The sequence below is a fragment of the Cupriavidus necator genome, assembly GCF_016127575.1.
GTDB lineage: Bacteria > Pseudomonadota > Gammaproteobacteria > Burkholderiales > Burkholderiaceae > Cupriavidus > Cupriavidus necator_D.
Window position 1 is genome coordinate 2,446,986 of the sequence record NZ_CP066019.1, and the last position, 23,160, is coordinate 2,470,145.

At 68.2% G+C, this 23,160-nt stretch carries 20 protein-coding genes and 2 pseudogenes; 18 read left to right on the forward strand and 4 right to left on the reverse strand.

Features of this window, described 5'->3' with window-relative positions; translation table 11 throughout:
* Window positions 1-89 precede the first annotated feature (89 nt).
* The 7 genes and pseudogenes from I6H87_RS29965 (at window position 90) to I6H87_RS29995 (ending at window position 7,603) form a co-directional block, all read left to right on the forward strand.
* A pseudogene (locus I6H87_RS29965) lies at window positions 90-1,219 on the forward strand (ABC transporter substrate-binding protein).
* Between the two features lie 4 nt (window positions 1,220-1,223).
* Complete coding sequence (locus I6H87_RS29970) at window positions 1,224-2,060, forward strand: ABC transporter permease (RefSeq protein WP_010810912.1); 837 nt, start codon at window positions 1,224-1,226, stop codon at window positions 2,058-2,060.
* Between the two features lie 12 nt (window positions 2,061-2,072).
* The gene (locus I6H87_RS29975) at window positions 2,073-2,870 is read left to right on the forward strand and encodes an ABC transporter permease (protein WP_011617726.1); all 798 of its coding nucleotides are present in this window, start codon (window positions 2,073-2,075) and stop codon (window positions 2,868-2,870) included.
* A 33-nt stretch (window positions 2,871-2,903) separates the two neighbouring features.
* Window positions 2,904-3,699 (forward strand): annotated as a pseudogene (locus I6H87_RS29980) (ABC transporter ATP-binding protein).
* Between the two features lie 31 nt (window positions 3,700-3,730).
* Complete coding sequence (locus I6H87_RS29985; RefSeq protein WP_011617728.1) at window positions 3,731-4,693, forward strand: TauD/TfdA dioxygenase family protein; 963 nt, start codon at window positions 3,731-3,733, stop codon at window positions 4,691-4,693.
* A 31-nt stretch (window positions 4,694-4,724) separates the two neighbouring features.
* Window positions 4,725-6,098 (forward strand): LLM class flavin-dependent oxidoreductase, encoded by a 1,374-nt coding sequence (locus I6H87_RS29990; protein WP_011617729.1) that lies wholly within the window; start codon window positions 4,725-4,727, stop codon window positions 6,096-6,098.
* Window positions 6,099-6,328: 230 nt separating this feature from the next.
* Window positions 6,329-7,603, forward strand: coding sequence for an O-acetylhomoserine aminocarboxypropyltransferase/cysteine synthase family protein (locus I6H87_RS29995; RefSeq protein WP_010810907.1), 1,275 nt, complete (start codon window positions 6,329-6,331; stop codon window positions 7,601-7,603).
* Between the two features lie 105 nt (window positions 7,604-7,708).
* Here the strand turns inward: I6H87_RS29995 and I6H87_RS30000 are convergent, their stop codons facing one another.
* Complete coding sequence (locus I6H87_RS30000) at window positions 7,709-8,668, reverse strand: lysylphosphatidylglycerol synthase domain-containing protein (RefSeq protein WP_010810906.1); 960 nt, start codon at window positions 8,666-8,668, stop codon at window positions 7,709-7,711.
* A gap of 282 nt (window positions 8,669-8,950) precedes the next feature.
* Window positions 8,951-9,307: a hypothetical protein gene (locus tag I6H87_RS30005; RefSeq protein WP_041688546.1), complete on the reverse strand. Its 357-nt coding sequence runs from the start codon at window positions 9,305-9,307 to the stop codon at window positions 8,951-8,953.
* Window positions 9,308-9,490: 183 nt separating this feature from the next.
* Between I6H87_RS30005 and I6H87_RS30010 the strand changes: the two genes are divergently transcribed.
* The 5 genes from I6H87_RS30010 (at window position 9,491) to I6H87_RS30030 (ending at window position 14,239) form a co-directional block, all read left to right on the forward strand.
* On the forward strand, window positions 9,491-10,312 hold the full coding sequence (locus tag I6H87_RS30010) for a MetQ/NlpA family ABC transporter substrate-binding protein (protein ID WP_010810904.1): 822 nt from the start codon (window positions 9,491-9,493) through the stop codon (window positions 10,310-10,312).
* 255 nt (window positions 10,313-10,567) lie between these two features.
* On the forward strand, window positions 10,568-11,653 hold the full coding sequence (gene pdhA, locus I6H87_RS30015; RefSeq protein WP_010810903.1) for a pyruvate dehydrogenase (acetyl-transferring) E1 component subunit alpha: 1,086 nt from the start codon (window positions 10,568-10,570) through the stop codon (window positions 11,651-11,653).
* A gap of 45 nt (window positions 11,654-11,698) precedes the next feature.
* Window positions 11,699-12,676, forward strand: a complete 978-nt coding sequence (locus I6H87_RS30020; RefSeq protein ID WP_010810902.1) for an alpha-ketoacid dehydrogenase subunit beta — start codon at window positions 11,699-11,701, stop codon at window positions 12,674-12,676.
* Between the two features lie 34 nt (window positions 12,677-12,710).
* A complete protein-coding gene (locus I6H87_RS30025; RefSeq protein ID WP_011617731.1) occupies window positions 12,711-13,829 on the forward strand; it encodes a dihydrolipoamide acetyltransferase family protein in 1,119 nt (372 codons plus the stop codon).
* Between the two features lie 215 nt (window positions 13,830-14,044).
* Window positions 14,045-14,239, forward strand: coding sequence for a ribbon-helix-helix domain-containing protein (locus I6H87_RS30030; protein WP_010810900.1), 195 nt, complete (start codon window positions 14,045-14,047; stop codon window positions 14,237-14,239).
* Between the two features lies 1 nt (window position 14,240).
* On the opposite strand, the gene I6H87_RS30035 is transcribed toward I6H87_RS30030, so the two are convergent.
* Window positions 14,241-15,926 carry a SulP family inorganic anion transporter gene (locus tag I6H87_RS30035; protein WP_011617732.1) on the reverse strand — a complete coding sequence of 562 codons (1,686 nt, stop codon included), beginning with the start codon at window positions 15,924-15,926 and terminating at the stop codon, window positions 14,241-14,243.
* 211 nt (window positions 15,927-16,137) lie between these two features.
* Between I6H87_RS30035 and I6H87_RS30040 the strand changes: the two genes are divergently transcribed.
* Entirely contained in the window at window positions 16,138-16,575 is a 438-nt protein-coding gene (locus tag I6H87_RS30040; protein ID WP_011617733.1) for a universal stress protein, read from the forward strand.
* Between the two features lie 92 nt (window positions 16,576-16,667).
* On the forward strand, window positions 16,668-17,324 hold the full coding sequence (locus I6H87_RS30045; RefSeq protein ID WP_010810897.1) for a peroxiredoxin: 657 nt from the start codon (window positions 16,668-16,670) through the stop codon (window positions 17,322-17,324).
* Window positions 17,325-17,600: 276 nt separating this feature from the next.
* On the opposite strand, the gene I6H87_RS30050 is transcribed toward I6H87_RS30045, so the two are convergent.
* Window positions 17,601-18,569 (reverse strand): chemotaxis protein, encoded by a 969-nt coding sequence (locus tag I6H87_RS30050; protein ID WP_011617734.1) that lies wholly within the window; start codon window positions 18,567-18,569, stop codon window positions 17,601-17,603.
* A 241-nt stretch (window positions 18,570-18,810) separates the two neighbouring features.
* Here I6H87_RS30050 and I6H87_RS30055 point away from each other — a divergent pair, with 241 nt between their 5' ends.
* Genes I6H87_RS30055 through I6H87_RS30070 form a run of 4 tightly spaced genes read left to right on the forward strand, consistent with a single transcriptional unit; the run spans window position 18,811 to window position 23,152 of the window.
* The gene (locus I6H87_RS30055) at window positions 18,811-19,665 is read left to right on the forward strand and encodes a GntR family transcriptional regulator (protein ID WP_371258364.1); all 855 of its coding nucleotides are present in this window, start codon (window positions 18,811-18,813) and stop codon (window positions 19,663-19,665) included.
* A complete protein-coding gene (locus I6H87_RS30060) occupies window positions 19,662-21,431 on the forward strand; it encodes a fumarate reductase/succinate dehydrogenase flavoprotein subunit (RefSeq protein ID WP_010810894.1) in 1,770 nt (589 codons plus the stop codon). Before I6H87_RS30055 ends, I6H87_RS30060 begins: the two co-directional genes overlap by 4 nt.
* Window positions 21,432-21,444: 13 nt before the next feature.
* The gene (locus I6H87_RS30065) at window positions 21,445-21,690 is read left to right on the forward strand and encodes a 4Fe-4S dicluster domain-containing protein (protein WP_010810893.1); all 246 of its coding nucleotides are present in this window, start codon (window positions 21,445-21,447) and stop codon (window positions 21,688-21,690) included.
* Between the two features lie 40 nt (window positions 21,691-21,730).
* A complete protein-coding gene (locus I6H87_RS30070; RefSeq protein ID WP_010810892.1) occupies window positions 21,731-23,152 on the forward strand; it encodes an ABC transporter substrate-binding protein in 1,422 nt (473 codons plus the stop codon).
* Window positions 23,153-23,160 lie beyond the last annotated feature (8 nt).

The following is a 23,160-nucleotide window of genomic DNA, read 5'->3' on the forward strand; positions in this document are numbered from 1 at the left end:
CCGATAACCAAAGCCGGAATCATTCGTTCAGGTCCGCGCGCCGCGCCGCTTATCGTGGAGCCGTCCTCCACTTCAAGAAGGTCTGCACGATGACGACCCCGCGCCCAGATGCCACCGCTGCACCCACGCTGACCCGCCGCGAGCTGCTGCGCTGCGCGGCCTGGTCCGGGCTGGGCATGGCCGCGTCGCTGTCGCCGCTGTCCGCGTTCAGCGCCAGCCCGGCCGCGCGGCCCGACGTGATCCGCGTCGGCGTGGCCCAGCCCGCCACCGGCACCCCGCCCGGCTTTGCCGGCAGTTCGCTGGCGATTGCCCATGCGCGCGGCTGGCTCGAGGAATCGTTCAAGCCGACCGGCACGCGCGTGGAGTGGTTTTTCTTCAAGGGCGCCGGCCCCGCCGTCAACGAGGCGCTGGCCAACCGCCAGCTCGACTTCGCGCTGCAGGGCGACCTGCCGTCCATCGTGGCGCGCTCCGCGGGCCTGAAGACGCGGCTGGTGCTGGCCACTGGAGTGCGCGCCAACATCTACGTGGGGGTGCCGCCCGATTCGCCGCTGAAGACGGTCAGCGACCTGCGCGGCAAGCGCGTGTCGCTGTTCAAGGGCACCAACATGCATCTGCCGGCGCTGCGCCTGCTGGAAGCGAACGGGCTGTCGGACAAGGACCTGCGCCTGCTCAACCTGGACACGGCCGGCTACCTGGCGGCGCTGTCCACGCGCGACATCGACGCCGCCATCGGCGCCATGGACATCCTGCGCCTGCGCGACAAGGGCGCGGTGCGCATCCTGTACTCCAGCAAGAACCAGTCGCCGATCTACACACGGCAAAGCCACGTACTGGTGAGCGACGATTTCGCCGGGCGCTATCCGGAAGCCACGCAGCACCTGGTGAAGGCCGCGGTCGAGGCGGCGCGGTGGGCCTCGGACGAGAGCCATCGCGAGGAGGTGCTGCGCACCTGGGCGCGCGCGGGTACGCCTTATGACCACTGGAAGGAGGACTTCGACGGCGAGCCGCTGCGGGTGCGGCTGAACCCGAATTTCGATCCCTTCCTGGTCAGCCGCCCAAGGATGCGGTCGAGCAGGCCTATCGCTTCAAACTGAGCCGTACGCGCTTTGACGTGGACCAGTGGATCGACCAGCGCTTCCTGAAGGCCGCACTCAACGACCTGAGCCTGCAGAGCTACTGGCCCGTCTACCAGCCCAACGGCAAGATCCTGGGAGCCTGACACCATGTCCGTCGCCGAATCGCTTTCACTGCCCGCCGCAGCAGCACCGCGCGCGCCTTCCTCACGCAAGCCACTGCGCTGGCAGGATGCCACACGCTGGCTGCTGGCCTGGCCGGTGCCGCTGGCGCTGCTGCTGGTTTGGTACGTGGCCGCCCGCAATGCCTGGATTCCGCCGCAGGTGCTGCCCGCACCCGAAGACGTCGCACGCACGCTGGCCGACCTCTGGCAAAGCGGGGAACTGCAGGCCAACCTGGCCATCAGCGCGCTGCGCGTGGCCGGCGGCTTCGCCGTGGGGCTGGCCGGCGGCCTGGCGCTGGGCGCGGCCATGGGCCTGTCGCCGACGTTGCGCGACTACGTCTACCCGACCTTCAAGGCGTTCAGCCAGGTGCCGGTGCTGGGCTGGCTGCCGCTGCTGATGCTGCTGGTCGGCATCGACGAAGCGCTCAAGGTGATCCTGATCGCCAAGGCCGCCTTCGTGCCGGTGGCGCTGAACACGTACAAGGGCATCGGCAGCGTGCCGACCCGCTACCTGGAAGTGGCGCGGGTGCTGCAGCTCACGCGCTGGCAGACGCTGTCGCGCGTGGTGCTGCCCGCCGCGGCCGCGCCGGTGTGGAACGGCGTGCGCTACGGCCTTACGCACGCATGGCTGGCGCTGGTGGTGGTGGAGCTGCTGGCCTCGTCCGAGGGGCTGGGCTACATGATCGTCTACGGGCGCCAGCTGTTCCAGCTCGACATGGTGCTGGCCGCCGTGGTGGTGGTGGGCGTGGTGGGCTTTGCGCTGGACAAGACGCTGGCGCTGGCCGAAGGCGCGGTGCTGCGCTGGCGCAAGCCGGGCTTCTGAGGCGAGGCCGCGATGACCACGTCCGCTATCCGCCCCCGTATTCGCCTGCACCGCGCCTTGCGCGGCTGGGTGCTGCCGCTCGCGCTGCTCGCGCTGTGGTGGGCCGCCGTGCGCTTTGGCTGGACCACTTCGCCGCTGCTGGTGCCGGTATCCAGCGTCTGGGACACCGCGGTGCGCCAGCTGCAGAGCGGCGCGCTGGCCACGGCATTGGCCGCCAGCCTGTGGCGCGACCTGGCCGGCTTTGCCATCGGCGCCAGCGCCGGGCTGGTGTTCGGCACGGCGCTGGGCCTGTCGCGCCTGTTCGAACGCATGGTCGGTCCGAGCTTTCACACGGTCAAGCAGATCTCGCTGTTTGCATGGATCCCGCTGATCTCGGTCTGGTTCGGGCTGGGCGATGCCGCCAAGGTGGTGTTCCTGTCGCTGGCCGCATTCTTCCCGGTGGTGCTGAACACCTTCGAAGGCATCCGCGCCGTGCCGGCGGACCTGCTCGAGGTTGCGCGCGTCCTGCGATTCAGCCGCACCCAGGTGCTGTGGCGCGTGGTGCTGCCGTCGGCGGCGCCGTCGATCTTCGCCGGCATCCACCTGGGGCTGATCTATGCGTGGCTGGCCACGCTCGGCGCCGAGTACCTGCTGGTATCCGGCAAGGGCATCGGCAACACCATGACCGACGGCCGCGAGAACTTCTGGATGGACCTGGTGATCTTCGGCGTGATCGTGGTCGGCCTGGTCGGCTTCACGCTGAACTGGATTGCCAGCCGCATCGAATCGCGCCTGCTCGCCTGGCGCGGGCGCTCGGTGGCAGCGGGCTGAGCCACGCTGCACCTTATTGAACGGAGACTGCAAATGCCACATGCCGGCACGCTAAGCATCGCGCACCTGCACAAGCAGTACGAAGTCGAGGGCCGGGCGCTGCCCGTGCTCGAGGACATCACCCTGACCATCGCCCCGGGAGAGTTCGTCAGCATCGTCGGCGCCAGCGGCTGCGGCAAGTCCACCCTGCTGCGGCTGGTGGTGGGCCTGGAAGAGGACTACCGCGGCAAGATCCTGCTGGACGGCAAGCGCGTATCGGGCACCAGCCTGCAGCGCGGCATCGTGTTCCAGGAGCATCGCCTGTTTCCCATGGCTGTCGGTGGAACAGAACATCCGGCTGGCGCTGCTCAACACGCCGGGCAGCGACGCGGAGAAAGACCGCAACGTTGCCGAGCATATCGCGCTGGTTGGCCTGCGCGGCTTCGAGCAGGCCTATCCGCACCAGCTCTCTGGCGGCATGTCGCAGCGCGTGGCGATTGCGCGGGCACTGGTGACGCGCCCCGAGATCCTGCTGCTCGACGAGCCCTTCGGCGCGCTCGACGCGATGACGCGGGCCTACCTGCAGCAGGAACTGCAGCGCATCTGGCAGGCCGAGGGCATCACCATGATCCTGGTCACCCACGATGTCGAGGAAGCCGTCTTCCTGGGCGACCGCGTGGTGGTGATGGAACCCCGGCCCGGCCGCATCCGCCGCATCCTGCCGGTGGACCTGCCGCATCCGCGCGAACGCGCCGGACTTCCCTTCGCGCGCGTGCGCGATGCCGTGCTGCGCGAATTCGCCGGGCCGGAGCCTGTCGTGCAGCGGACCCCCGAACCTGAACTCGCCTGACCCAACCCTCTTACATCCCCGGAGCTTCGCGATGACCCAAGCCAACGCCACGCAAGACCAGACCGTCCAGCTCGACATCCACCCGGTTGCCGGCCGCATCGGCGCCGAGATCCGCGGCGTCGCGCTGCACGGCGACCTGCCGCCCGCCACCTTCGCCGCCATCCGCGCAGCCTTGCTCAGGCACAAGGTGCTGTTCTTCCGCGACCAGGTCCATCTGGACGATGCCGCGCAGCAGGGCTTTGCGCGCCTGTTCGGCGACACCGTGCCGCACCCGACCGTGCCCTCGCGCGACGGCACGCAACTGCTTGAGCTCGACTCGCAGCACGGCGGCCGCGCCAATTCCTGGCATACCGACGTGACCTTCGACCTGGCCTACCCCGCGGTCTCGGTGCTGCGCGCCGTGACCGTTCCCGCCGCCGGCGGCGACACGGTGTGGGCCAACACCGCTGCCGCGTACCAGGACCTGCCCGAGCCGCTGCGCGAACTGGCCGACAAGCTGTGGGCACTGCACACCAACGACTACGACTACGCGGCCACGCGCGTCAATCCGAGCGACGAAGGGTTGAAGCGCTACCGCGAGCTATTTACCTCGGCGCTCTACGAGACCGAGCACCCGGTGGTGCGCGTGCATCCGGAAACCGGTGAACGCACGCTGGTGCTGGGCCACTTCGTCAAGAAGCTGCTGGACTACTCGTCGGCCGATTCGGCGCACCTGATTGCCGTGCTGCAGGGCCATGTGCACCGGCTGGAGAACACCGTGCGCTGGCGCTGGCGCGCGGGCGACGTCGCCATCTGGGACAACCGCGCCACCCAGCACTACGCCATCAACGACTATGGCGACGCGCACCGCGTGGTACGCCGGGCCACCGTGGCCGGCGACATCCCGGTCGGCGTGGATGGCCGCCGCAGCAAGGCGGTGAAGGCGGGCGTGCGCAACGAAGGCGCGGCGCCGGCCAACCAGTCCGCCGGTGCCGCGCAACGGCAAGCGGCCTGATTTGGCCAGTTGCTTCCGGGGAGCACGATCCATGTCACAGCAAAAGCCGGCGCGCCAGCTGCATCTGGGCGCCTTTCTCCAGGCCACCGGGCACCATGTCGCCGGGTGGCGCCATCCGGGCGCGCAGGCCGATGCCGGGCGCAACCTGGCGCACTACATCGCGCTGGCGCAGCGCGCCGAGGCCGCGGGGTTCGATGCGCTGTTCCTGGCGGACGGCGTTGCCATCCGCGGCATGGATGATGCCACCCTGCCGCGCACCGCGCGCGCCGCCACCTTCGAGCCGCTGACACTGCTGTCGGCACTGGCGGCAGTGACGCAGCGCATCGGCCTGGTTGCGACCGTCTCCACCACCTACAACGAGCCCTTTCATGTGGCGCGAAAGTTCGCCTCGCTCGACCACCTCAGCGGCGGCCGCGCGGGCTGGAACGTGGTGACGTCGTGGTCGGATGCCGAAGCGCGCAACTTCAGCCTCGAACGTCATCCCGCGCACGCGGATCGCTACGCCCGCGCCGAAGAGTTTGTCGACGTGGTCACCGGGCTGTGGGACACCTGGGAGGACGATGCCTTCCTGTATGACAAGGACAGCGGCCGGCATTTCGATGCGGACAAGCTGCACACGCTCGACCATCGCGGCGCGCACTTCCAGGTGCACGGACCGCTCAACGTCGCGCGCCCGCCGCAGGGCCATCCGGTGATCGTGCAGGCTGGCTCGTCGGAGGCCGGGCAGGAACTGGCGGCCCGCACCGCCGAGGTCATCTTCACCGCGCAGCAGTCGCTGGCCGATGCGCAGGCCTTCTATCGTGGCCTGAAAGCGCGGCTCGCGCGCTATGGCCGCACGTTTGATCAACTCAAGATCCTGCCTGGCGTGTTCCCGGTGGTGGGCCGCAGCGAGGCCGAGGCGCAGGAGAGGTTCGAAGCGCTGCAAAGCCTGATCCATCCATCGGTGGGGCTGGCCCTGCTGTCGCAGCACCTGGGCGGGATCGACCTGAGCGGCTATCCGCTGGACGGCCCGCTGCCCGACAACCTGGCCGAACCGAACGGCGCCAAGAGCCGCTTCCAGCTGGTTACCGGCCTGGCCCGTCGCGACGGGCTCACCATCCGCCAGCTGTGCCTGCGCGTGGCCACCGCGCGCGGCCATTGGTCGATCCACGGCACGCCGCAGTCCATCGCCGACCAGCTGCAGGCGTGGTTCGAGGGTGAGGCCGCCGACGGCTTCAACGTGATGCCGCCCTGGCTGCCGGGCGGGCTCGATGACTTCATCGAACTGGTGCTGCCGGAACTGCGCCGGCGCGGGCTCTTTCGCGAGCGCTATACGGGCACCACGCTGCGCGAGCACCTGGGGCTGCGCCGGCCCGAGAACCTGCGCTGGCGGCAGGTCGAACCACCGCTCGCGGTCGGGGCATGACCGCTGCGCTGCGGCGCCGCGCATATCCAAATGCAATAAGCTTCCTTGCCTCGCGCGAGCGCCGTCGGCAACCATAGCGGCCACGCCGCAGGGGCGTGCGCGGGCCGGCTGGTACCATCGCACGGCCTGGTGCGCCCGCGCGGCGCACCGCTCGGCATGCCCGGCGCCATGGCAGGCACTGCCCCGTCGCGCCGGTCCGGCACCCAACAGCGAGACGAAGAGAGAAGAAGATGAGACTCGAAACCCTGGCCGTCCATGGCGGCTATTCGCCCGATCCCACCACGCGCGCGGTGGCCGTGCCCATCTACCAGACGGTGGCCTACGCCTTCGACAGCGCCCAGCACGGCGCCGACCTGTTCGACCTGAAGGTGGCCGGCAATATCTACAGCCGCATCATGAACCCGACCAACGACGTGCTCGAGCAGCGCCTGGCCGCGCTCGAGGGCGGCGTGGGCGCACTGGCGCTGGCGTCCGGCATGGCGGCAATCACGTATGCGATCCAGACCATTGCCGAGGCCGGCGACAACATCGTCTCGTCGAGCCAGCTCTATGGCGGCACCTACAACCTGCTGGCGCACACGCTGCCGCAGTCCGGCATCGAGACCCGCTTTGCCGATGGCCGCAACCCGGCCAGCTTCGGCGACCTGATCGACGCGCGCACCAAGGCGATCTTCGTGGAGTCGGTGGGCAACCCGCTCGGCAACGTGGTCGATATCGAAGCCATCGCGCGCGTGGCGCACAACCACGGCGTGCCGCTGATCGTCGACAACACGGTGCCGTCGCCCTACCTGTGCCGTCCGTTCGAGCATGGCGCGGATATCGTGGTGCATTCGCTGACCAAGTACCTGGGCGGCCACGGCAACAGCGTCGGCGGCGCCATCATCGACAGCGGCAAGTTCCCCTGGGCCCAGCACAAGGAACGCTTCAAGCGCCTGAACGAGCCCGACGTCTCCTATCACGGCGTGGTCTACACCGAGGCGCTGGGCCCTGCCGCCTATATCGGCCGCGCGCGCGTGGTGCCGCTGCGCAATACCGGCGCGGCGCTGTCGCCGTTCAATGCCTTCCTGATCCTGCAAGGCATCGAAACCCTGGCGCTGCGGCTGGACCGCATCACCGAGAACGCGCTGGCGATTGCCCGCCACCTGCAGCAGCATGCCAAGGTGGACTGGGTCAACTTTGCCGGCCTGCCCGACCATGCCGACCACGCGCTGGTGCAGAAGTACCTGGGTGGGCGCGGTCCCGGCATTCTGTCGTTCGGCCTGAAGCAAGGCGGCCGTGAAGGCGGCGCGCGCTTCCTGGACGCGCTGCAGCTGTTCACGCGGCTGGTCAACATCGGCGATGCCAAGTCGCTGGCCACGCATCCGGCGTCGACCACGCATCGGCAACTCAATGCGGAGGAACTGAAGGCAGCGGGCGTCAGTGAGGACATGGTGCGGCTGTCGGTCGGCATCGAGCATATCGATGACCTGATCGAGGACCTGGATCGCGCGCTGGCGGCGGCCTGACCGCAGGCTACCGACGTCAGAGCGACCCGCTGGTTTGCTCCCCTCTCCCGCTCGCGGGAGAGGGGCAGGGGGTGAGGGCAGGCGGTCGCATACCGCCAGCACAACCTACCCCCCACCACGCTTGCCGTGCGCCTCCAGCACAAAGTAGCCGATCGCCCCGATCATCAGCGGAATCAGGTAATACATCGCGCGATACGCAATCAGCGCCGCCAGCAGCAGCCCGTGCGGCACCTGGCCGCCCAGCATCGTCAGGAACACGGTCTCGATCACGCCGAGGCCCCCGGGGATCCGCACCACCACGCCCGCCAGCCCCGACGCGAGCAATACCCCAAGCACCGTGAAGTACCCCGCATGCGTATGCAGCAGCGAAAACAGGATCGCCGCCATTGCCATCCAGTGCGCCGCCGACAAGAGGATTTGCAGCGCCGCGAAGCCGACCGACGGAACGTAGATATCGTGGTCGCGCACGGTCCGGTGCCGGCCGTGCCAGGTGGCACAGGCAGCCAGGTAGGCAGCCGGCACCGCCAGCATCAGCGCGCCCAGCACCCGTGTCAGCGCGGCGGGAACGCCCCACTCGGGCGGCAGCACCACCAGCTGCGCCACCAGGATGCCCCCCGCCAGCAAGGCATAGCCGAGCCAGTTGCTGCTCACCACCACCACGAACAGGCTCCAGATCTGCGGCAGGGTCAGCCCGGCGCGCGTGTACAGGCGATAGCGCACGCCCGCGCCGCCCAGCGTGGCCCCGAGGTTGAGGCTGAGCGTGTAGCTGACATAAGAGATCGCCATCACCCGCCGCGCCGGCAACGGGTGTCCGGCATAGTGGCAGCCGAGGCGGTCGAACTGGCTGTACAACAAGCCGCTCAGCGCAACGAAGGCCGCCGCCGGCGCCAGCGTGCGGGCGTTGAAGCCGCGCAGCGCGGCCAGCACCGCGTCCCAGTCGATGGTGCCCAGCTTGCGCGCGATCAGCGCCAGCACCGCGGCAATGAACAGGATGCCGATGGCACGGCGCCACGCGGGCCAGTGCGCGTGCTGGCGGATGGCCGAGAAGGTCGTCGCGCCCATCATTGCGCGCCTCCCCTCGTCGCCGCGCACCGCAAAACCGGCGTCAGGAATGTGCAGGAATGCAAGCCTGCGCGCGCCAGCCCGGCATGCAATTTCTGGCCTGCCTCGGCTTCAAACAGGATAAAAGTTTCCGGCAGTGCGCTTTCGCGCGCGCACGGGATGGCGCCGGCCCCGCACGACAGGCGCCGCTCTGCGCCGTGCCCTGGCCGGCGGAAACGATTGGAGGCGGACTGCATCGGTGTCATGACCTGAGAAAGCCGCAAACACCGTGCCAGCACGGGCACGTCAACCACGGCCACGGCTGCGCCGCCAGCGCGCCAGGGCTGCGGCCGCCAGCGCACCAGCGGCAAGCCCGGCAATGAACACCGCGGCAGTGGTCCCCTCCCAGCCCGCCGCGGCCGCAACATCTGCACGGCCCCGCGCAAGGGGCGCGAGCGACTGCCAGTCGGCAGCCGTGAACTGCGTCATCGCCTGCGCCCCGTCCAGGCCATACACGCAGATCTCCCCGCCCGGCAGCTTGCAGAAGCGCTCGCGCGGGCAGGCCTTGAGGATGGCCTGCGGGGCGCCCTCGCCGCAGCTGGCCCCGGCGCTGCGCAAGACCTGGATCGTGACTTCGGGATGCCGGGTAAGTTGTTCGGGCATGGCGGCCTCCATACGGGTGACGCTGTCCTTCAGCGTAGTGCAGCCAGGCGCCGGCGCCCTTATTCACCAGCGGCATATGACCATGCGTAATAACTCGTTCGCCTATTGCCTGCCTTTCCATACAATGAGGCGACGCCGCGGCGGGACGCTGCCGGCCTCCAACAACATAACGGGGAGCATCAGATGCAATACGGGAAATTCGGCTTCGTCGCACGGCTGGCGGCAGCGGTGCTGGCACTGGGCGTGATGCAGGGTGCGGGCGCGGCCGATCCGGACAAGAAGGAAATCCGCTTCGGCGCCACCGCCGGCCCCTACGCCGACCAGATCCGCTATGGCGTGAAGCCGGTGCTGGAAAAGCGCGGCTACAAGGTCACCATCATTGAGTTCAGCGACTACGTGCAGCCCAACCTGGCGCTGGCCGACGGCGCCATCGACGCCAATGCGTTCCAGCACGTGGCCTACCTGAAGAAGTTCTCGGCCGACCGCAAGCTGGCGCTGACCGACGTGATCCAGGTGCCGACCGCGCCGATCGGCATCTACAGCCGCAAGCACAAGGGCCTGGCCGAGGTGAAGCCCGGCAATACCGTGTCGCTGCCGAACGATCCCACCAACCTGGCGCGCGCCATCGCCATCCTGCAGCAGATCGGCTGGGTCACGCTCAAGCCGGGCACCGACCCGATCCGCGCCAGCGAGCGCGACATCGACGCCAACCCGCACAAGCTCAAGCTGATCCAGCTGGAAGCCGCCCAGCTGCCGCGCTCGCTCGACGACGTGGACTATGCCTTCGTCAACGGCAACTATGCGCTGGCCTCCGGCCTGAAGCTGACCTCGGCGCTGGCGCTGGAGAAGATTCCCGACTATTACATGAACCTGGTCGCGGTGAAGACGGCGGACCTGAACAAGCCCTTCGTCAAGGACATCCGAGAGGCCTACGAGTCGGCGGAGTTCAAGGCCGTGACGCAGCAGCGCTTTGCGGGCTTCGTGCAGCCGCCGTACCAGCGCTGAGCCACCGCGCTCTCGCCAGCAAGAAAGCGCCGCCAGGCGCTTTCTTGCATTTGGGACAGCTGTCGCGCGCATTGTGCGCAGCAAGACAATTTTGCGCCGCGCGCGCCGCGCAAATGCCCTACACTCAAGCTCAAGTCCCCCGCGCCCAAAAAGCACGGCAGGGATCACAACGCGATCATTGCTGCGGATAGCTGCGAAGATCCTCGCGGCCGTCCCAGCGGATCCTGTCGAGACAACCGCATCGAGAGACCTGCCATGTCCACGGTTGCGCGCTTTGAGATCGGCTACACCCGCTACCTTGCCCCGCCGGGCGACACCTCCTCCCCCACTTCTCCTCCCCCACCCCTTGCCAGCAACCCCGACGCGCTGCTGCCGCTGTACCAGGCGATGGTGCTGACGCGCCAGTTCGACCTGAAAGCGATTGCGCTGCAGCGCACCGGCAAGATCGGCACCTTTGCCTCGGCCCTCGGCCAGGAAGCCATCGGCGTGGGCGTGGCCTTTGCGATGCGGCCCGAAGACGTGCTGGTGCCCTCGTACCGCGACCACGCGGCGCAGTTTGTGCGGGGCGTCACGATGGCCGAGAGCCTGCTCTACTGGGGCGGCGACGAACGCGGCAGCGGCTTTGCGGCGGCGCCGCATGACTTTGCCAACTGCGTGCCGATCGGCACCCAGGTCTGCCACGCGGCCGGCGCCGCCTATGCGTTCCAGCTGCGCGGCGAGCCGCGCGTGGCGGTCTGCCTGCTGGGCGACGGCGGCACCTCCAAGGGCGATTTCTATGAGGGCATGAACATGGCCGGCGCGTGGCACGCGCCGCTGGTGATCGTGATCAACAACAACCAGTGGGCAATCTCGATGCCGCGCAGCGGCCAGACCGCGGCGCAGACGCTGGCGCAGAAGGCCATTGCCGCCGGCATCCCCGGTGAGCAGGTCGACGGCAACGACGTGGTCGCGGTGCGGCACCGCGTCGGCGAGGCCATCGCGCGCGCGCGCGACGGCGGCGGCCCGGCGCTGATCGAGGCCATCACCTATCGCCTGGGCGACCACACCACCGCCGACGACGCCTCGCGCTACCGCGACGAGGCCAGCGTCAAGGCGCACTGGCAGGAAGAGCCGCTGCTGCGGCTGCGCACGCACCTGCTGGCGCTGCACGCGTGGGACGCGGCGCGCGAGGAAGCGCTGGTCAAGGCCTGCTCACAGCAGGTGGCGCAGGCCGTGGAGACTTACCTGGCCGTGCCGCAGCCGGACCCGGCCGCGATGTTCGACTGCCTGTACGCAACCATGCCGGCCGAATTGCAGGCGCAGCTGGAGATTGCCCGGCGCTTCCTGGCGCCGCACGGATAACCAGCAAACCCTGCGCCTTCACCTGGCGACCACAGCGAGCGAACCATGGCGGAAATCAATCTGGTCGAAGCAGTCAACCTGGCGCTGGCCCATGCGCTCGAGCACGATCCCGATGTGCTGCTGCTGGGCGAGGATATCGGCGTCAATGGCGGCGTGTTCCGCGCCACCGCGGGCCTGCAGGCGCGCTTTGGCGCGGCGCGCGTCATGGATACGCCGCTGGCCGAAGGCGGCATCGTCGGCGCGGCGATCGGCATGGCGGCAATGGGGCTCAAGCCGGTGGCCGAGATCCAGTTCACCGGCTTTATCTACCCCGCGGTCGACCACATCATCAACCACGCCGCACGCATGCGGCATCGCACGCGCGGGCGCTTGTCATGTCCGATGGTGGTGCGCTCGCCGTGCGGTGCCGGCATCCATGCACCCGAGCATCATTCCGAAAGCCCGGAGGCGATGTTCGCGCATATGCCCGGCATCCGCGTGGTGGTGCCTTCATCGCCCGCGCGCGCGTACGGGCTGCTGCTGGCGGCCATCGCCGATCCGGACCCGGTCATCTTCCTCGAACCCACGCGGCTGTACCGCCTGTTCCGCCAGGAAGTGGCCGACGACGGCGCCGCGCTGCCGCTGGACACCTGCTTCACGCTGCGCGAAGGCAGCGACATCACGCTGGTGAGCTGGGGCGCGATGGTGCAGGAGACGCTCGCCGCCGCGGACGCACTGGCAGGCGAAGGCGTGACGGCCACGGTCATCGACGTGGCCACGCTCAAGCCGCTGGACATGCAGACCATCCTGGAATCGGTGACGCGCACGGGCCGCTGCGTGATCGTGCACGAGGCCCCGCGCACCGCCGGCTTCGGCGCCGAGATCGCGGCGCAGCTGGCCGACGCGGGCCTCTACTCACTGGCCGCGCCGGTGCAGCGCGTGACCGGCTTCGACACCGTGGTGCCGCTGGCGCGGCTGGAATACACCTACCTGCCTGGCGTCGCCCGCATCGTCGACGCGGCGCGCAAGGCGATGGCAGCGTAATGCGAGAGTTGCCGACGATAGGCAAGGAGTGCCGATGAGAATCTTCAAGCTGCCCGACCTGGGCGAAGGCCTGCAGGAGGCCGAGATCGTGACCTGGCACGTCAAGACCGGCGACACCGTGGCCGCTGACCAGCCGCTGCTGTCGGTGGAGACGGCCAAGGCCATCGTGGAAATCCCGTCGCCCTATGCAGGCACCATCGCCAAGCTGTTTGCGCAGCCCGGCGATATCGTCCACCTGGGCGCGCCGCTGGTCGGCGTCGAGGGTGCGGGCGAGGATGCCGACGCCGGCACCGTGGTGGGCTCGGTCCAGGTCGGCACGCACGTGGTCAATGAAGCCGCGCCCGCGGGCTCCGCGGCACCCGCCGCGGCCATGGCCGCCCGCGTCAAGGCCACGCCGGCGGTGCGCGCGCTGGCGCGCCGGCTCGGGGTGGACCTGGCAATGGCCACGGCATCGGGCCCCGAGGGCGTCGTCACCGCCGCCGACGTGGAGCGGGTAGCCAGCACGCTGGCCGAACTGGGCACGCCGGAACAGCTGCGCGGCGTGCGCCGGGCGATGGCGCAGAACATGGCGCGTGCACAAGCCGAAGTGGCCGCCGCCACCGTGATGGACGACGCCGACATCCACGCCTGGCAGCCCGGCGCCGATGTCACCATCCGGCTGGTGCGCGCCCTGGTGGCCGGCTGCCGCGCCGAACCCGGCCTCAATGCCTGGTACGAAGGCCAGACCGCCCGCCGCCACGTACTGAAGAAGATCGACGTCGGCATCGCGGCCGACCTGCCCGAAGGCCTGTTCGTGCCGGTGCTGCGCGACGTCGGCAACCGCGATGCCGCAGACCTGCGCCACGGCCTGGACCGCATGCGCGCCGACATCCGCGCGCGCACCATCGCGCCGGAGGAGATGCGCGGCAACACCATCACGCTGTCCAACTTCGGCATGATCGCGGGGCGCTATGCCGCGCCAATCGTGGTGCCGCCGACCGTGGCAATCCTGGGTGCGGGGCGCGTGCGCGAGGAAGTGGTAGCAGCCGGCGGCGTGCCGGCGGTGCACCGGGTGATGCCGCTGAGCCTGACCTTTGACCATCGCGTGGTGACGGGTGGGGAGGCGGCGCGGTTTCTGGCGGCGGTGATTGCGGATCTGGAGATGGCGGTGTAGCGGTCGAAGACAACAGGGAGCCGACGAGCAAATAGCCTCGGAGAATACTGCCGCCCCTCGTGTACGCTCCCCTCTCCCGCAAGCGGAAGAGGGGAGCAAACCGCCGGTGTGCTGGCACCGATCGGGAATCGGGCGCTGCGGTGGCCCTGTATATAATGCGTTTCCGATCGCCGCTGCCGTCAAGCCGGACCTATCCGGACAGCCGGACCCCCCTCATGGAATCCAAGACCGCCCGCCTTACCATCCTGATCGATCCGGTCAAGAAAAAGGCCTTTGAAACCCTGTGCGCCTCACAGGACCTGACACCGTCGCAGGTCGTGCGCCAGCTGATCCGCGAATACCTGGCCCAGCATGGCGTGGAATACGCCACCAAGCCCAAGCCTGCGGGCAGCACCCGGCAGAAGAAGTGACTCAGCGCGGGGCGTCGCCCTCGCCTGCATCTTCGCTTGCCAGCTCGCCGCAGCGCTGCACCACCTGCGCCAGCGAATCCACGTAGTTGCCCTCCCCCAGCGCCGCCAGCACGCCTGCGCGCGCCAGCTTTTCCCTGACCCGCTCGTTGGCTTCGGCCAGCACCACCGGCACGCCGCGCTTCTGCAGCGTCACGATCACGGCCTCCAGCGTCTGCAGTCCGGTCATGTCCATGAAGGGCACGCGGCCCAGGCGGATCAGCAGCACGCGCGGCTCGGTATGGGTCTGCACCAGTGCGCGCTCGCACGCTTCCACGGCACCGAAGAAGAACGGTCCGTCGATGGCATAGACCAGCACGCCCGGCGGCATCCGCGCGGGCAGGCCGGCGCCGGTATCGCCCAGTTCGCGCTCTACGTCCACGACATCCTGGCGCGCCACCTCCACTGACGCCGACATGCGCCGCAGGAACTGCAGCATGGCCAGGATCACCCCGATATTGACCGCCACCACCAGGTCGGTCAGCACGGTCAGGGTGAAGGTGATCAGCAGGATGGCCACGTCGGCGCGCGGCGCGCGGCGGACCATGCGCGCGAACTGGCGCCCCTCGCTCATGTTGTAGGCCACCACGAACAGGATCGCGGCCAGCGTCGCCAGCGGCACACTGGCCGCGAGCGGCGCCAGGAACAGCAGCACCATTACCAGCGTGAGCGCATGCACCACGCCGGCCAGCGGGCTGTTGCCGCCATTGCGGATATTGGTGGCGGTGCGGGCGATGGCGCCGGTGGCGGCAAACCCGCCGAACAGCGGCGCCAGGATATTGGCGATGCCCTGGCCGACCAGCTCCTGGTTGGAATCGTGCCGCGTGCCCGCCATGCCGTCGGCCACCACCGCGGACAGCAATGACTCGATCGCGCCCAGCATGGCGATGGTGAAGGCCGGCCCGGCCAGCTCCAGCACGCGTGCCAGCGTGATGTCCGGCAGCGCGGGCACGGGCAGCCCGCGCGGCAGGCCGCCAAAGGCGGTGCCGATGGTGGCGACGCCGTCAAAGCGGAACAGCGCCTGCACCGCGGTGGCAACCAGCAGCGCCACCAGCGGCCCGGGGATGCGCCGCAGCCAGCGCACGCGCGGCGCGCCCACTACCAGCGCCAGGCTGCCCAGCGCCAGCGCGGTGGTGGCCGGGTGCCATTGCGGCAGCGCCTGCAGCAGGTGCCAGAGTTTTTCGTGGAAATGCTCGCCGGCGACCGGCGGCAGACCGAAGAAATCGCGCCACTGGCCGACAAAGATGATCACGCCGATGCCAGCCGTGAAGCCGACGATCACCGGCGCGGGAACGAACCGGATCACGCTGCCCAGCCGCGTCAGCCCCATCGCCAGCAGGATCAGCCCCGCCATCAGGGTGGCGATCTGCAAGCCGTCGATGCCATGGCGCGCGGTCACGGCGGACAGCACCACGATAAACGCGCCGGTGGGCCCCGCGATCTGCAGCCGGCTGCCGCCGAACAGCGACACCGCCAGCCCGGCGACGATGGCCGTGTACAGGCCCTGCTCCGGCTTGGCGCCTGACGCGATCGCAAACGCCATGGCCAGCGGCAGCGCCACCACCCCGACGATCACGCCCGACACGATGTTCGGCAGCCAGTTGCCGCGTCGGAACAATCCGGCCAGCCAAGCTTCGCGCAGCGCGATCATGCGTCAATCCCTCGGGTTCGAGCAGGATGATGATGGTGCATTGGATAATAACAGCATGTTAATGCCCGCCGGCTTGCGGCTCGCGCCGTGATATTCGCCACGCCTGCACTGTCGCTTATGCCACTCAATTCCTATACTGGATTGGCTCGCCCGGGCGTACGGGGTATGGGCCAGGGCGGACGCGGCAATCTTCTGCAATCGGAGGCCCATCATGTTCAAGCACCTCCTTGTGCCTACCGACGGCTCCGCACGCGCCGACGCGATGGCGGCCCGCGCCATGGCCTTTGCCAGCCGCATCGGCGCCCGCGTGACCGGGCTGCATGTGATTCCCGAGTACCACGTACTGACCTACCGGCTGACCAGCCTGCAGGACACCAAGGACACCTTTGCCGCAGAAGCAGCGCGCCACGCGGATACCTTCCTGGCCGCGCTCAGCCACACCGCGGCGCAGGCCGGCGTGGCCTGCGAGACCGTTACGGCCACCGACGACCATCCCTGGCAGGCCATCATCCAGTGCGCGCAGCAGCGCGACTGCGACCTGATCGTGATGTCGTCGCATGGCAAGCGCGGGCTGCAGGCGCTGCTGATCGGCAGCGAAACCCACAAGGTCCTGACCCACAGCACGATCCCGGTGCTGGTCTTCCGCTAGGCGGCCGGGCGAACAACGAGACAGCGCGATAGCGGGCAACAGTGCGCGGCGACGCGCGTTTCCAAACCACGCCAACTGCAAGGAGCGCAACCATGGCGATTCGACTGGGCGAGCAAGCCCCTGATTTCACCGCCGACACCACGGAAGGCAAGATCAGCTTCCATGAATGGATCGGCGACAACTGGGCCATCCTGTTCTCGCATCCCAAGGACTTCACGCCGGTGTGCACCACCGAACTGGGCTATATGGCCCGGCTCAAGCCCGAATTCGACAAGCGCAACACCAAGATCATCGGCCTGAGCATCGACCCGGTCGGCGACCACCAGCGCTGGGTCAAGGACATCGAGGAAACGCAGAACTGCACCATCAACTATCCGATGATCGGCGACGCAGACCTGAAGGTGGCCAAGCTCTACGACATGATCCACCCCGAGGCCAGTGGCAGCGGCCCGCGCACGGCGGTAGACAACGCCACCATCCGCTCGGTGTTCATCATCGGCCCGGACAAGAAGGTCAAGGCCATGCTGGTGTACCCGATGAGCGCCGGGCGCAATTTCGACGAGGTGCTGCGCCTGCTGGATTCGCTGCAGCTCAATGCCAAGCACACCGTGGCCACGCCGGTGAACTGGAAGCCGGGCGAGGACGTCATCATCCCGACATCGGTCTCGGACGAGGAGGCCAAGAAGAAGTACCCGCAGGGCTTTAAGACCCTGAAGCCCTACCTGCGCACGGTGGAGCAGCCCAAGTAAGGGGAGCGAGAAGCGCCAGCACCAGGGAGTGCGGCCGGGCGTGGGGGTCACGCCGGCCGCCGCCGGGCCTCCCGGGCAGTCACGGCCGGGAGGCCCGACTTGTCCACAGGAACTATCCACAGCTTCAGTGGATATCCCCCCTCTTGACAACCGCAAAGGGCGCGCCGGTGCTGGAATTCACTGGAGTGCCCGTTTTATAGGCAACCCTCCGGGCTACGGGAATGGTTGCGGGCGTTCGAATTTTGTGCCTGTTGCGATTCTTCCGCCACCGGGCGCTCAGCGCGTCAGCACCTCGCGGATGGTGTCGGCCAGTTCCTTGGCCACGAATTTCGCTACATAAGCGTCCGCGCCCACCTTGCGCACATGCTCCTCGCTGGCCTCTCCCGACAGTGACGAGTGAATCACCACCGGCAGCGACTTCAGCCGGCTGTCCGCCTTGATCTTGCGGGTCAGGGTGAAACCGTCCATCTCCGGCATCTCCAGGTCGGTCAGCACCAGCGCCACCTCGTCCTGCACTGACCTGCCATGGCTGGCCGCCTCGGCGGCGATGCGGTCGAGCAGCTCCCACGCCTCCTTGCCGGACTTGGTCATCACCACCGGCGCGCCCAGCGCCTTCAGCCCCTGCTCGATCAGGCCGCGCGCCAGTGCCGAATCGTCGGCGGCAATGACCTTGGCGCCGGGGCGCAGGCTCAACTGCGGGCCGACCGTGCCCGGGTCCACGTCCGGCTGCCGCGTCGGCAGCACATCGCGCAGGATCTGCTCGACGTCCAGCACCTGCACCAGCCGCGACGGGTCCGCGCCCCCGGCGGTGTCCCCGTCCAGCTTGGCGATGCTGGTGACGTGGCCGGTCCGCACGCTGGCCTCGGCCGAATGCACCTGGTTCCACTCCAGGCGCACAATTTCCTCCACTGCCTCTACCGCGAAGCCCTGCGTCGAACGTGCATATTCCGTCACCAGCAGGATGCCCAGGCCGCTGCGCGGCTTGCAGCCCACCAGCCGGGGCAGGTCGATCACCGGGATCACCTGGCCGCGGATATCCGCCATGCCCAGGATCGACGGGTCGGCCCCCACCACGGTCGTCACGTGCGGCATCACCAGGATCTCGCGCACCTTGAAGACATTGATCCCGAACAGCTCCGTCTGGCCGGAATGCTCGGCTTCGCCAAGCCGGAACAGCAGCAGCTCGAACTGGTTGTTGTTGGTCAGGTTGGTCCGTTCGTCGATGTCCCTCATGGAACTGCTCATGCTGCGCTCCCGTGCCGTGCGTGTGGTTTTTACCGCCGTCGTTGTCATCAGCCTGCGGCCGCGGCGGATGGCGGACGGCAGGGTTCATGACTGGATATCGGCGCGGGGCAACGGGAGTTGAGAGGCGCACGCAGCGCGTGTTCGGATTTCATCCTTGCATATCCGGATTGCTTCGTTCCTCCGGCGCAGCGTCGTCCATATAGTGGTTCCCAACTTGTCATAACACGCTATGTCGATCCCCATGACGACCCGGACCAACGTGGTACCCGTCCCCGCCGCCGCAGCCATGCCGGCACCGATCCCGCTGCCGCTCTATACGCAAATCAAGGACGCCTTGCGCGCCAGCATCCTGGACGGCACCTATCCGCCGCACCACCAGATGCCGTCGGAAAGCGAGCTGGGCGAGCGCTTTCGCGCCAGCCGCATCACCGTGCGCCAGGCGCTGGGCGACCTGCAGAAGGAGGGGCTGATCTTCAAGATCCATGGCAAGGGCACCTTCGTCTCCAAGCCCCGCGCCTTCCAGAACGTGACTTCGCTGCAAGGCTTTGCCGAGGCCATGTCGAGCATGGGCTACGAGATCCTGAACCAGATACGCAACTGCAAATGCGTACCTGCCAGCCGTCACGTTGCCACGCAACTGCGGCTGCGCGAAGGCGATCCGGTGGTGGAGATCCGGCGCGTGCGCCTGCTCAACCGCGAGCCGGTGTCGCTGGAGCTGACCTGGGTGTCCGAGGCCGTCGGCCGCCGCCTGCTCACTGCCGACCTGGCCACGCGCGACATCTTCCTGATCCTGGAAAACGACTGTGGCGTGAAGCTCGGCCATGCCGACCTGAGTGTCGACGCCATCCTCGCCGACGACGAGCTGACCCAGGCCCTGCGCATCGAGGAAGGCGCGCCGGTGCTGCGCATCGAACGCCTGACCCATGACGCGCAAGGCACGCCTATCGATTACGAGTTCCTCTACTTCCGCGGCGACGCGTTCCAGTACCGGCTGCGCGCAGACCGGCACAAGACCGCGCCAGCCGCCAGCGTCACCAGCCCAGCCGGCCATGCACGGCCCCGCAAACCAGCCAGCAAGGGGAAGCCCTCCGCATGAATACCCTGACTCACGAATACGACATCGTTGTCGTCGGCGGCGGCACCGCCGGCCCGATGGCCGCGATCAAGGCCAAGGAACGCAACCCCGCGCTGCGCGTGCTGCTGCTCGACAAGGCGCACGTCAAGCGCAGCGGCGCCATCTCGATGGGCATGGACGGGCTGAACAATGCCGTGATCCCCGGCCACGCCACGCCCGAGCAGTACACCCGCGAGATCACCGTGGCCAACGACGGCATCGTCGACCAGTCCACCGTTTATGCCTACGCGCGCCACAGCTTTGCCACCATCGAGCAGCTGGATCGCTGGGGCGTCAGGTTCGAGAAGGACGAGACCGGCGACTACGCAGTGAAGAAGGTCCATCACATGGGCTCCTATGTGCTGCCGATGCCGGAAGGACACAACGTCAAGAAGGTGCTGTACCGCCAGCTCAAGCGCGCGCGGGTAGAGATCACCAACCGCATCGTCGCCACGCGCGTGCTGACCGACGCCAGCGGCGCCGCCGGCGGCGTGATGGGCTTCGACTGCCGCAGCGCGGACTTCCACGTGATCCGCGCGCGCGCCGTGATCCTGTGCTGCGGCGCGGCCGGCCGCCTGGGCCTGCCCGCTTCCGGCTACCTGATGGGCACCTACGAGAACCCGACCAATGCCGGCGACGGCTATGCCATGGCCTATCACGCCGGCGCCGCGCTGGCCAACCTGGAGTGCTTCCAGATCAATCCGCTGATCAAGGACTACAACGGCCCGGCCTGCGCCTACGTGACCGGCCCGCTGGGCGGCTATACCGCCAACGGCAAGGGCGAGCGCTTTATCGAATGCGACTACTGGAGCGGCCAGATGATGTGGGAGTTCTACCAGGAGCTCCAGGGCGGCAACGGCCCGGTGTTCCTGAAGCTTGACCACCTGGCGGAAGAAACCATCCAGACCATCGAGACGATCCTGCACACCAACGAACGGCCCAGCCGCGGCCAGTTCCACGCCGGGCGCGGCACCGACTACCGCAGGCAGATGGTGGAGATGCATATCTCGGAGATCGGCTTCTGCAGCGGCCACAGCGCTTCCGGCGTGCATGTGAACGAGCGCGCCGAGACTACCGTGCCGGGCCTGTACGCGGCCGGAGACATGGCCGCCGTGCCGCACAACTACATGCTGGGCGCCTTCACCTATGGCTGGTTTGCCGGGCACAACGCGGCCGACTACGTCGCCGGCCGCGGCCTGCCTGAAGCCGATGCGGCCCAGGTCGAGGCGGAGCGCGCGCGCGTGTTCGCACCGCTGGCGCGCGAGAGTGGGCTGCCGCCCGCCCAGGTGGAATACAAGCTGCGCCGCATGGTCAACGACTACCTGCAGCCGCCCAAGGTCACGCGCAAGATGGAAATCGGCCTGCAGCGTTTTGACGCCATCGCCGAGGACATCGGCCAGATCCGCGCCGCCAATCCGCACGAGCTGATGCGCGCGGTCGAGGTGATGGCGATCCGCGACTGCGCCGAGATGGCGGCACGCGCCTCCCTGTTCCGCACCGAGAGCCGCTGGGGTCTCTACCACCATCGCGTCGACTATCCGCAGCGCAATGATGCGGACTGGTTCTGCCATACGCACCTGAGCAAGGATGAAGCCGGGCGCATGGTCAGCCACAAGCGCGCGATCGAGCCGTACATCGTCCCGGTGGCAGGCGACGACGCCACCGCCTACCAGCGGCTGCGCGTCAGCCGCGGCCAGGCCGCCGCCACGGCCGCCACTGCCGAACCCGCCACCCTGGCTGCCGCCTGAAGGAACCCACGCCATGGCCTACACCCCGCATGAGATCGCCCAGCGCAGCAGCGCGCCGGTCACCATCGATGAAGACAAGTGCATTGCCGACAAGGGCTGCACGGTCTGCGTCGATGTCTGCCCGATGGACCTGCTGGCCATCGACCTGACCAAAGGCAAGGCATTCATGCAGTTCGACGAGTGCTGGTACTGCATGCCCTGCGAGAAGGATTGCCCGACGGGCGCGGTCAGGGTCGAGATCCCGTACCTGCTGCGTTGATTGCCCCGCTTCATGACAACAGCACCACAGAGATAACCCCATGAAAGCCTCCACCAGCATCCACCTGCTGCTGGCACTGGCCGCCGCCAGCCTGGCCGGCACGGCCAGTGCCGAAACCATCCGCGTTGCCATCGGCACGCAGGACACCACCATCAACTGCGCCACCGGCGGCCTGCTGATCCGCGAACTGAAGCTGCTCGACAAGTACCTGCCCCGCACCGGCAAGTACAAGGACGTCACCTACGACGTGCAATGGAAGAACTTCACCTCCGGCCCGCCGCTGACCAACGAGATGGTGGCCGACAAGCTGGATATCGGCGCCATGGCGGATTTCCCCGGCTCGCTCAATGCCGCTGCCTTCCAGAAGGCCGGCAAGAAGAGCCTGTTCATCGCGCCGCTGTCGGGCAACGCGATCGGCACCGGCAACGGCATCGTGGTGCCGGCGGATTCGCCGGTCCAGTCGCTGGCGGAGCTCAGGGGCAAGACCATCTCGGTGCCGTTCGGCTCCACCGCGCACGGCATGCTGCTGCGCGCGATCAAGCGCCAGGGCTGGGACCCGGACAAGGACGTGACCCTGGTGTCGCAGTCGCCCGAGGTCGGCGGCTCGGCGCTGCAGGCACACAAGGTGGACGGCCATGCCAACTTCGTGCCCTTCCCCGAGCTCTTTGTCTTCCGCGGCTTTGCCCGCAAGATCTATGACGGCGCCCAGGCCGAGGCCCCCACCTTCCACGGCGCGCTGGTGAACGCGGAATACGCGCAGAAGTACCCGGAGATCGTGGTGGCCTACCTGCGCGCCGCGATCGAGGCCGACCGCCTGATGGCGGCGGAGCCCGAGAAATACAGCGAGCTGATTGCCCGGGTGACCGGCATCGACGCCGAGGTGGACTACCTGTTCCATGGCCCGCTCGGCCTGCAGAACCGCGACTACACCTGGAAGCCGGAGTACCGCCAGGCGCTGCAGACCTCGATCGAGACGCTGAAGCTGCTCAAGCGCACCGATGCCGACCTCAGCGCCGACACCGTGATCGACGAGCGCTACATCCGCGAAGCCTTCAGGCTGGAGGGGCTGGACTATGAAGCGCGCCTGAAGTCCTACGACAAACAGCCCCTCGCGGCGAAGGACGCGGGCAGCGGCAAACCCATCGCCGAGCCGAAGCTGGCCGCGCAGCTGTGGCTGCGGGGCGAGTCCAGGGTGCGCGCCTATGCCTCGCCGGCTGCAGCATTCGCCGCGCTCAGGCAGGCTGCAAAAGAGGGCAAGCAGGCGCGCGTGCTGTATGTGCATGACCGCAATACCGGCCTGAAGCTGCTGGCCAGCAAGGCGTGGTACGTGCAGGACGGCAAGGGGCAGGCGAGCGCCTTCCTGCTCAAGGGCTCAGCGGATGGCTGGGCAAAGGCCAATGGTGGCAATGTGCGGGACTTTGCCGCAGTCAGCGGCGCCGCGGTCGCCGTGGCCAGCAACTGACGCGGAGC

Excerpts from the sequence above, each read along its gene's own strand:
- I6H87_RS29975 (WP_011617726.1), top strand. The coding sequence starts at position 2,073 with ATGACCACGTCCGCTATCCGCCCCCGTATTCGCCTGCACCGCGCCTTG.
- I6H87_RS30060 (WP_010810894.1), top strand. The coding sequence starts at position 19,662 with ATGAATACCCTGACTCACGAATACGACATCGTTGTCGTCGGCGGCGGC.
- I6H87_RS30000 (WP_010810906.1), bottom strand. The coding sequence starts at position 8,668 with ATGATGGGCGCGACGACCTTCTCGGCCATCCGCCAGCACGCGCACTGG.
- I6H87_RS30030 (WP_010810900.1), top strand. The coding sequence starts at position 14,045 with ATGGAATCCAAGACCGCCCGCCTTACCATCCTGATCGATCCGGTCAAG.
- I6H87_RS29990 (WP_011617729.1), top strand. The coding sequence starts at position 4,725 with ATGTCACAGCAAAAGCCGGCGCGCCAGCTGCATCTGGGCGCCTTTCTC.
- pdhA (WP_010810903.1), top strand. The coding sequence starts at position 10,568 with ATGTCCACGGTTGCGCGCTTTGAGATCGGCTACACCCGCTACCTTGCC.
- I6H87_RS29995 (WP_010810907.1), top strand. The coding sequence starts at position 6,329 with ATGAGACTCGAAACCCTGGCCGTCCATGGCGGCTATTCGCCCGATCCC.
- I6H87_RS30005 (WP_041688546.1), bottom strand. The coding sequence starts at position 9,307 with ATGCCCGAACAACTTACCCGGCATCCCGAAGTCACGATCCAGGTCTTG.
- I6H87_RS30035 (WP_011617732.1), bottom strand. The coding sequence starts at position 15,926 with ATGATCGCGCTGCGCGAAGCTTGGCTGGCCGGATTGTTCCGACGCGGC.
- I6H87_RS30040 (WP_011617733.1), top strand. The coding sequence starts at position 16,138 with ATGTTCAAGCACCTCCTTGTGCCTACCGACGGCTCCGCACGCGCCGAC.
- I6H87_RS29970 (WP_010810912.1), top strand. The coding sequence starts at position 1,224 with ATGTCCGTCGCCGAATCGCTTTCACTGCCCGCCGCAGCAGCACCGCGC.
- I6H87_RS30020 (WP_010810902.1), top strand. The coding sequence starts at position 11,699 with ATGGCGGAAATCAATCTGGTCGAAGCAGTCAACCTGGCGCTGGCCCAT.
- I6H87_RS30065 (WP_010810893.1), top strand. The coding sequence starts at position 21,445 with ATGGCCTACACCCCGCATGAGATCGCCCAGCGCAGCAGCGCGCCGGTC.
- I6H87_RS30010 (WP_010810904.1), top strand. The coding sequence starts at position 9,491 with ATGCAATACGGGAAATTCGGCTTCGTCGCACGGCTGGCGGCAGCGGTG.
- I6H87_RS30050 (WP_011617734.1), bottom strand. The coding sequence starts at position 18,569 with ATGAGCAGTTCCATGAGGGACATCGACGAACGGACCAACCTGACCAAC.
- I6H87_RS30070 (WP_010810892.1), top strand. The coding sequence starts at position 21,731 with ATGAAAGCCTCCACCAGCATCCACCTGCTGCTGGCACTGGCCGCCGCC.
- I6H87_RS29985 (WP_011617728.1), top strand. The coding sequence starts at position 3,731 with ATGACCCAAGCCAACGCCACGCAAGACCAGACCGTCCAGCTCGACATC.
- I6H87_RS30055 (WP_371258364.1), top strand. The coding sequence starts at position 18,811 with ATGACGACCCGGACCAACGTGGTACCCGTCCCCGCCGCCGCAGCCATG.
- I6H87_RS30045 (WP_010810897.1), top strand. The coding sequence starts at position 16,668 with ATGGCGATTCGACTGGGCGAGCAAGCCCCTGATTTCACCGCCGACACC.
- I6H87_RS30025 (WP_011617731.1), top strand. The coding sequence starts at position 12,711 with ATGAGAATCTTCAAGCTGCCCGACCTGGGCGAAGGCCTGCAGGAGGCC.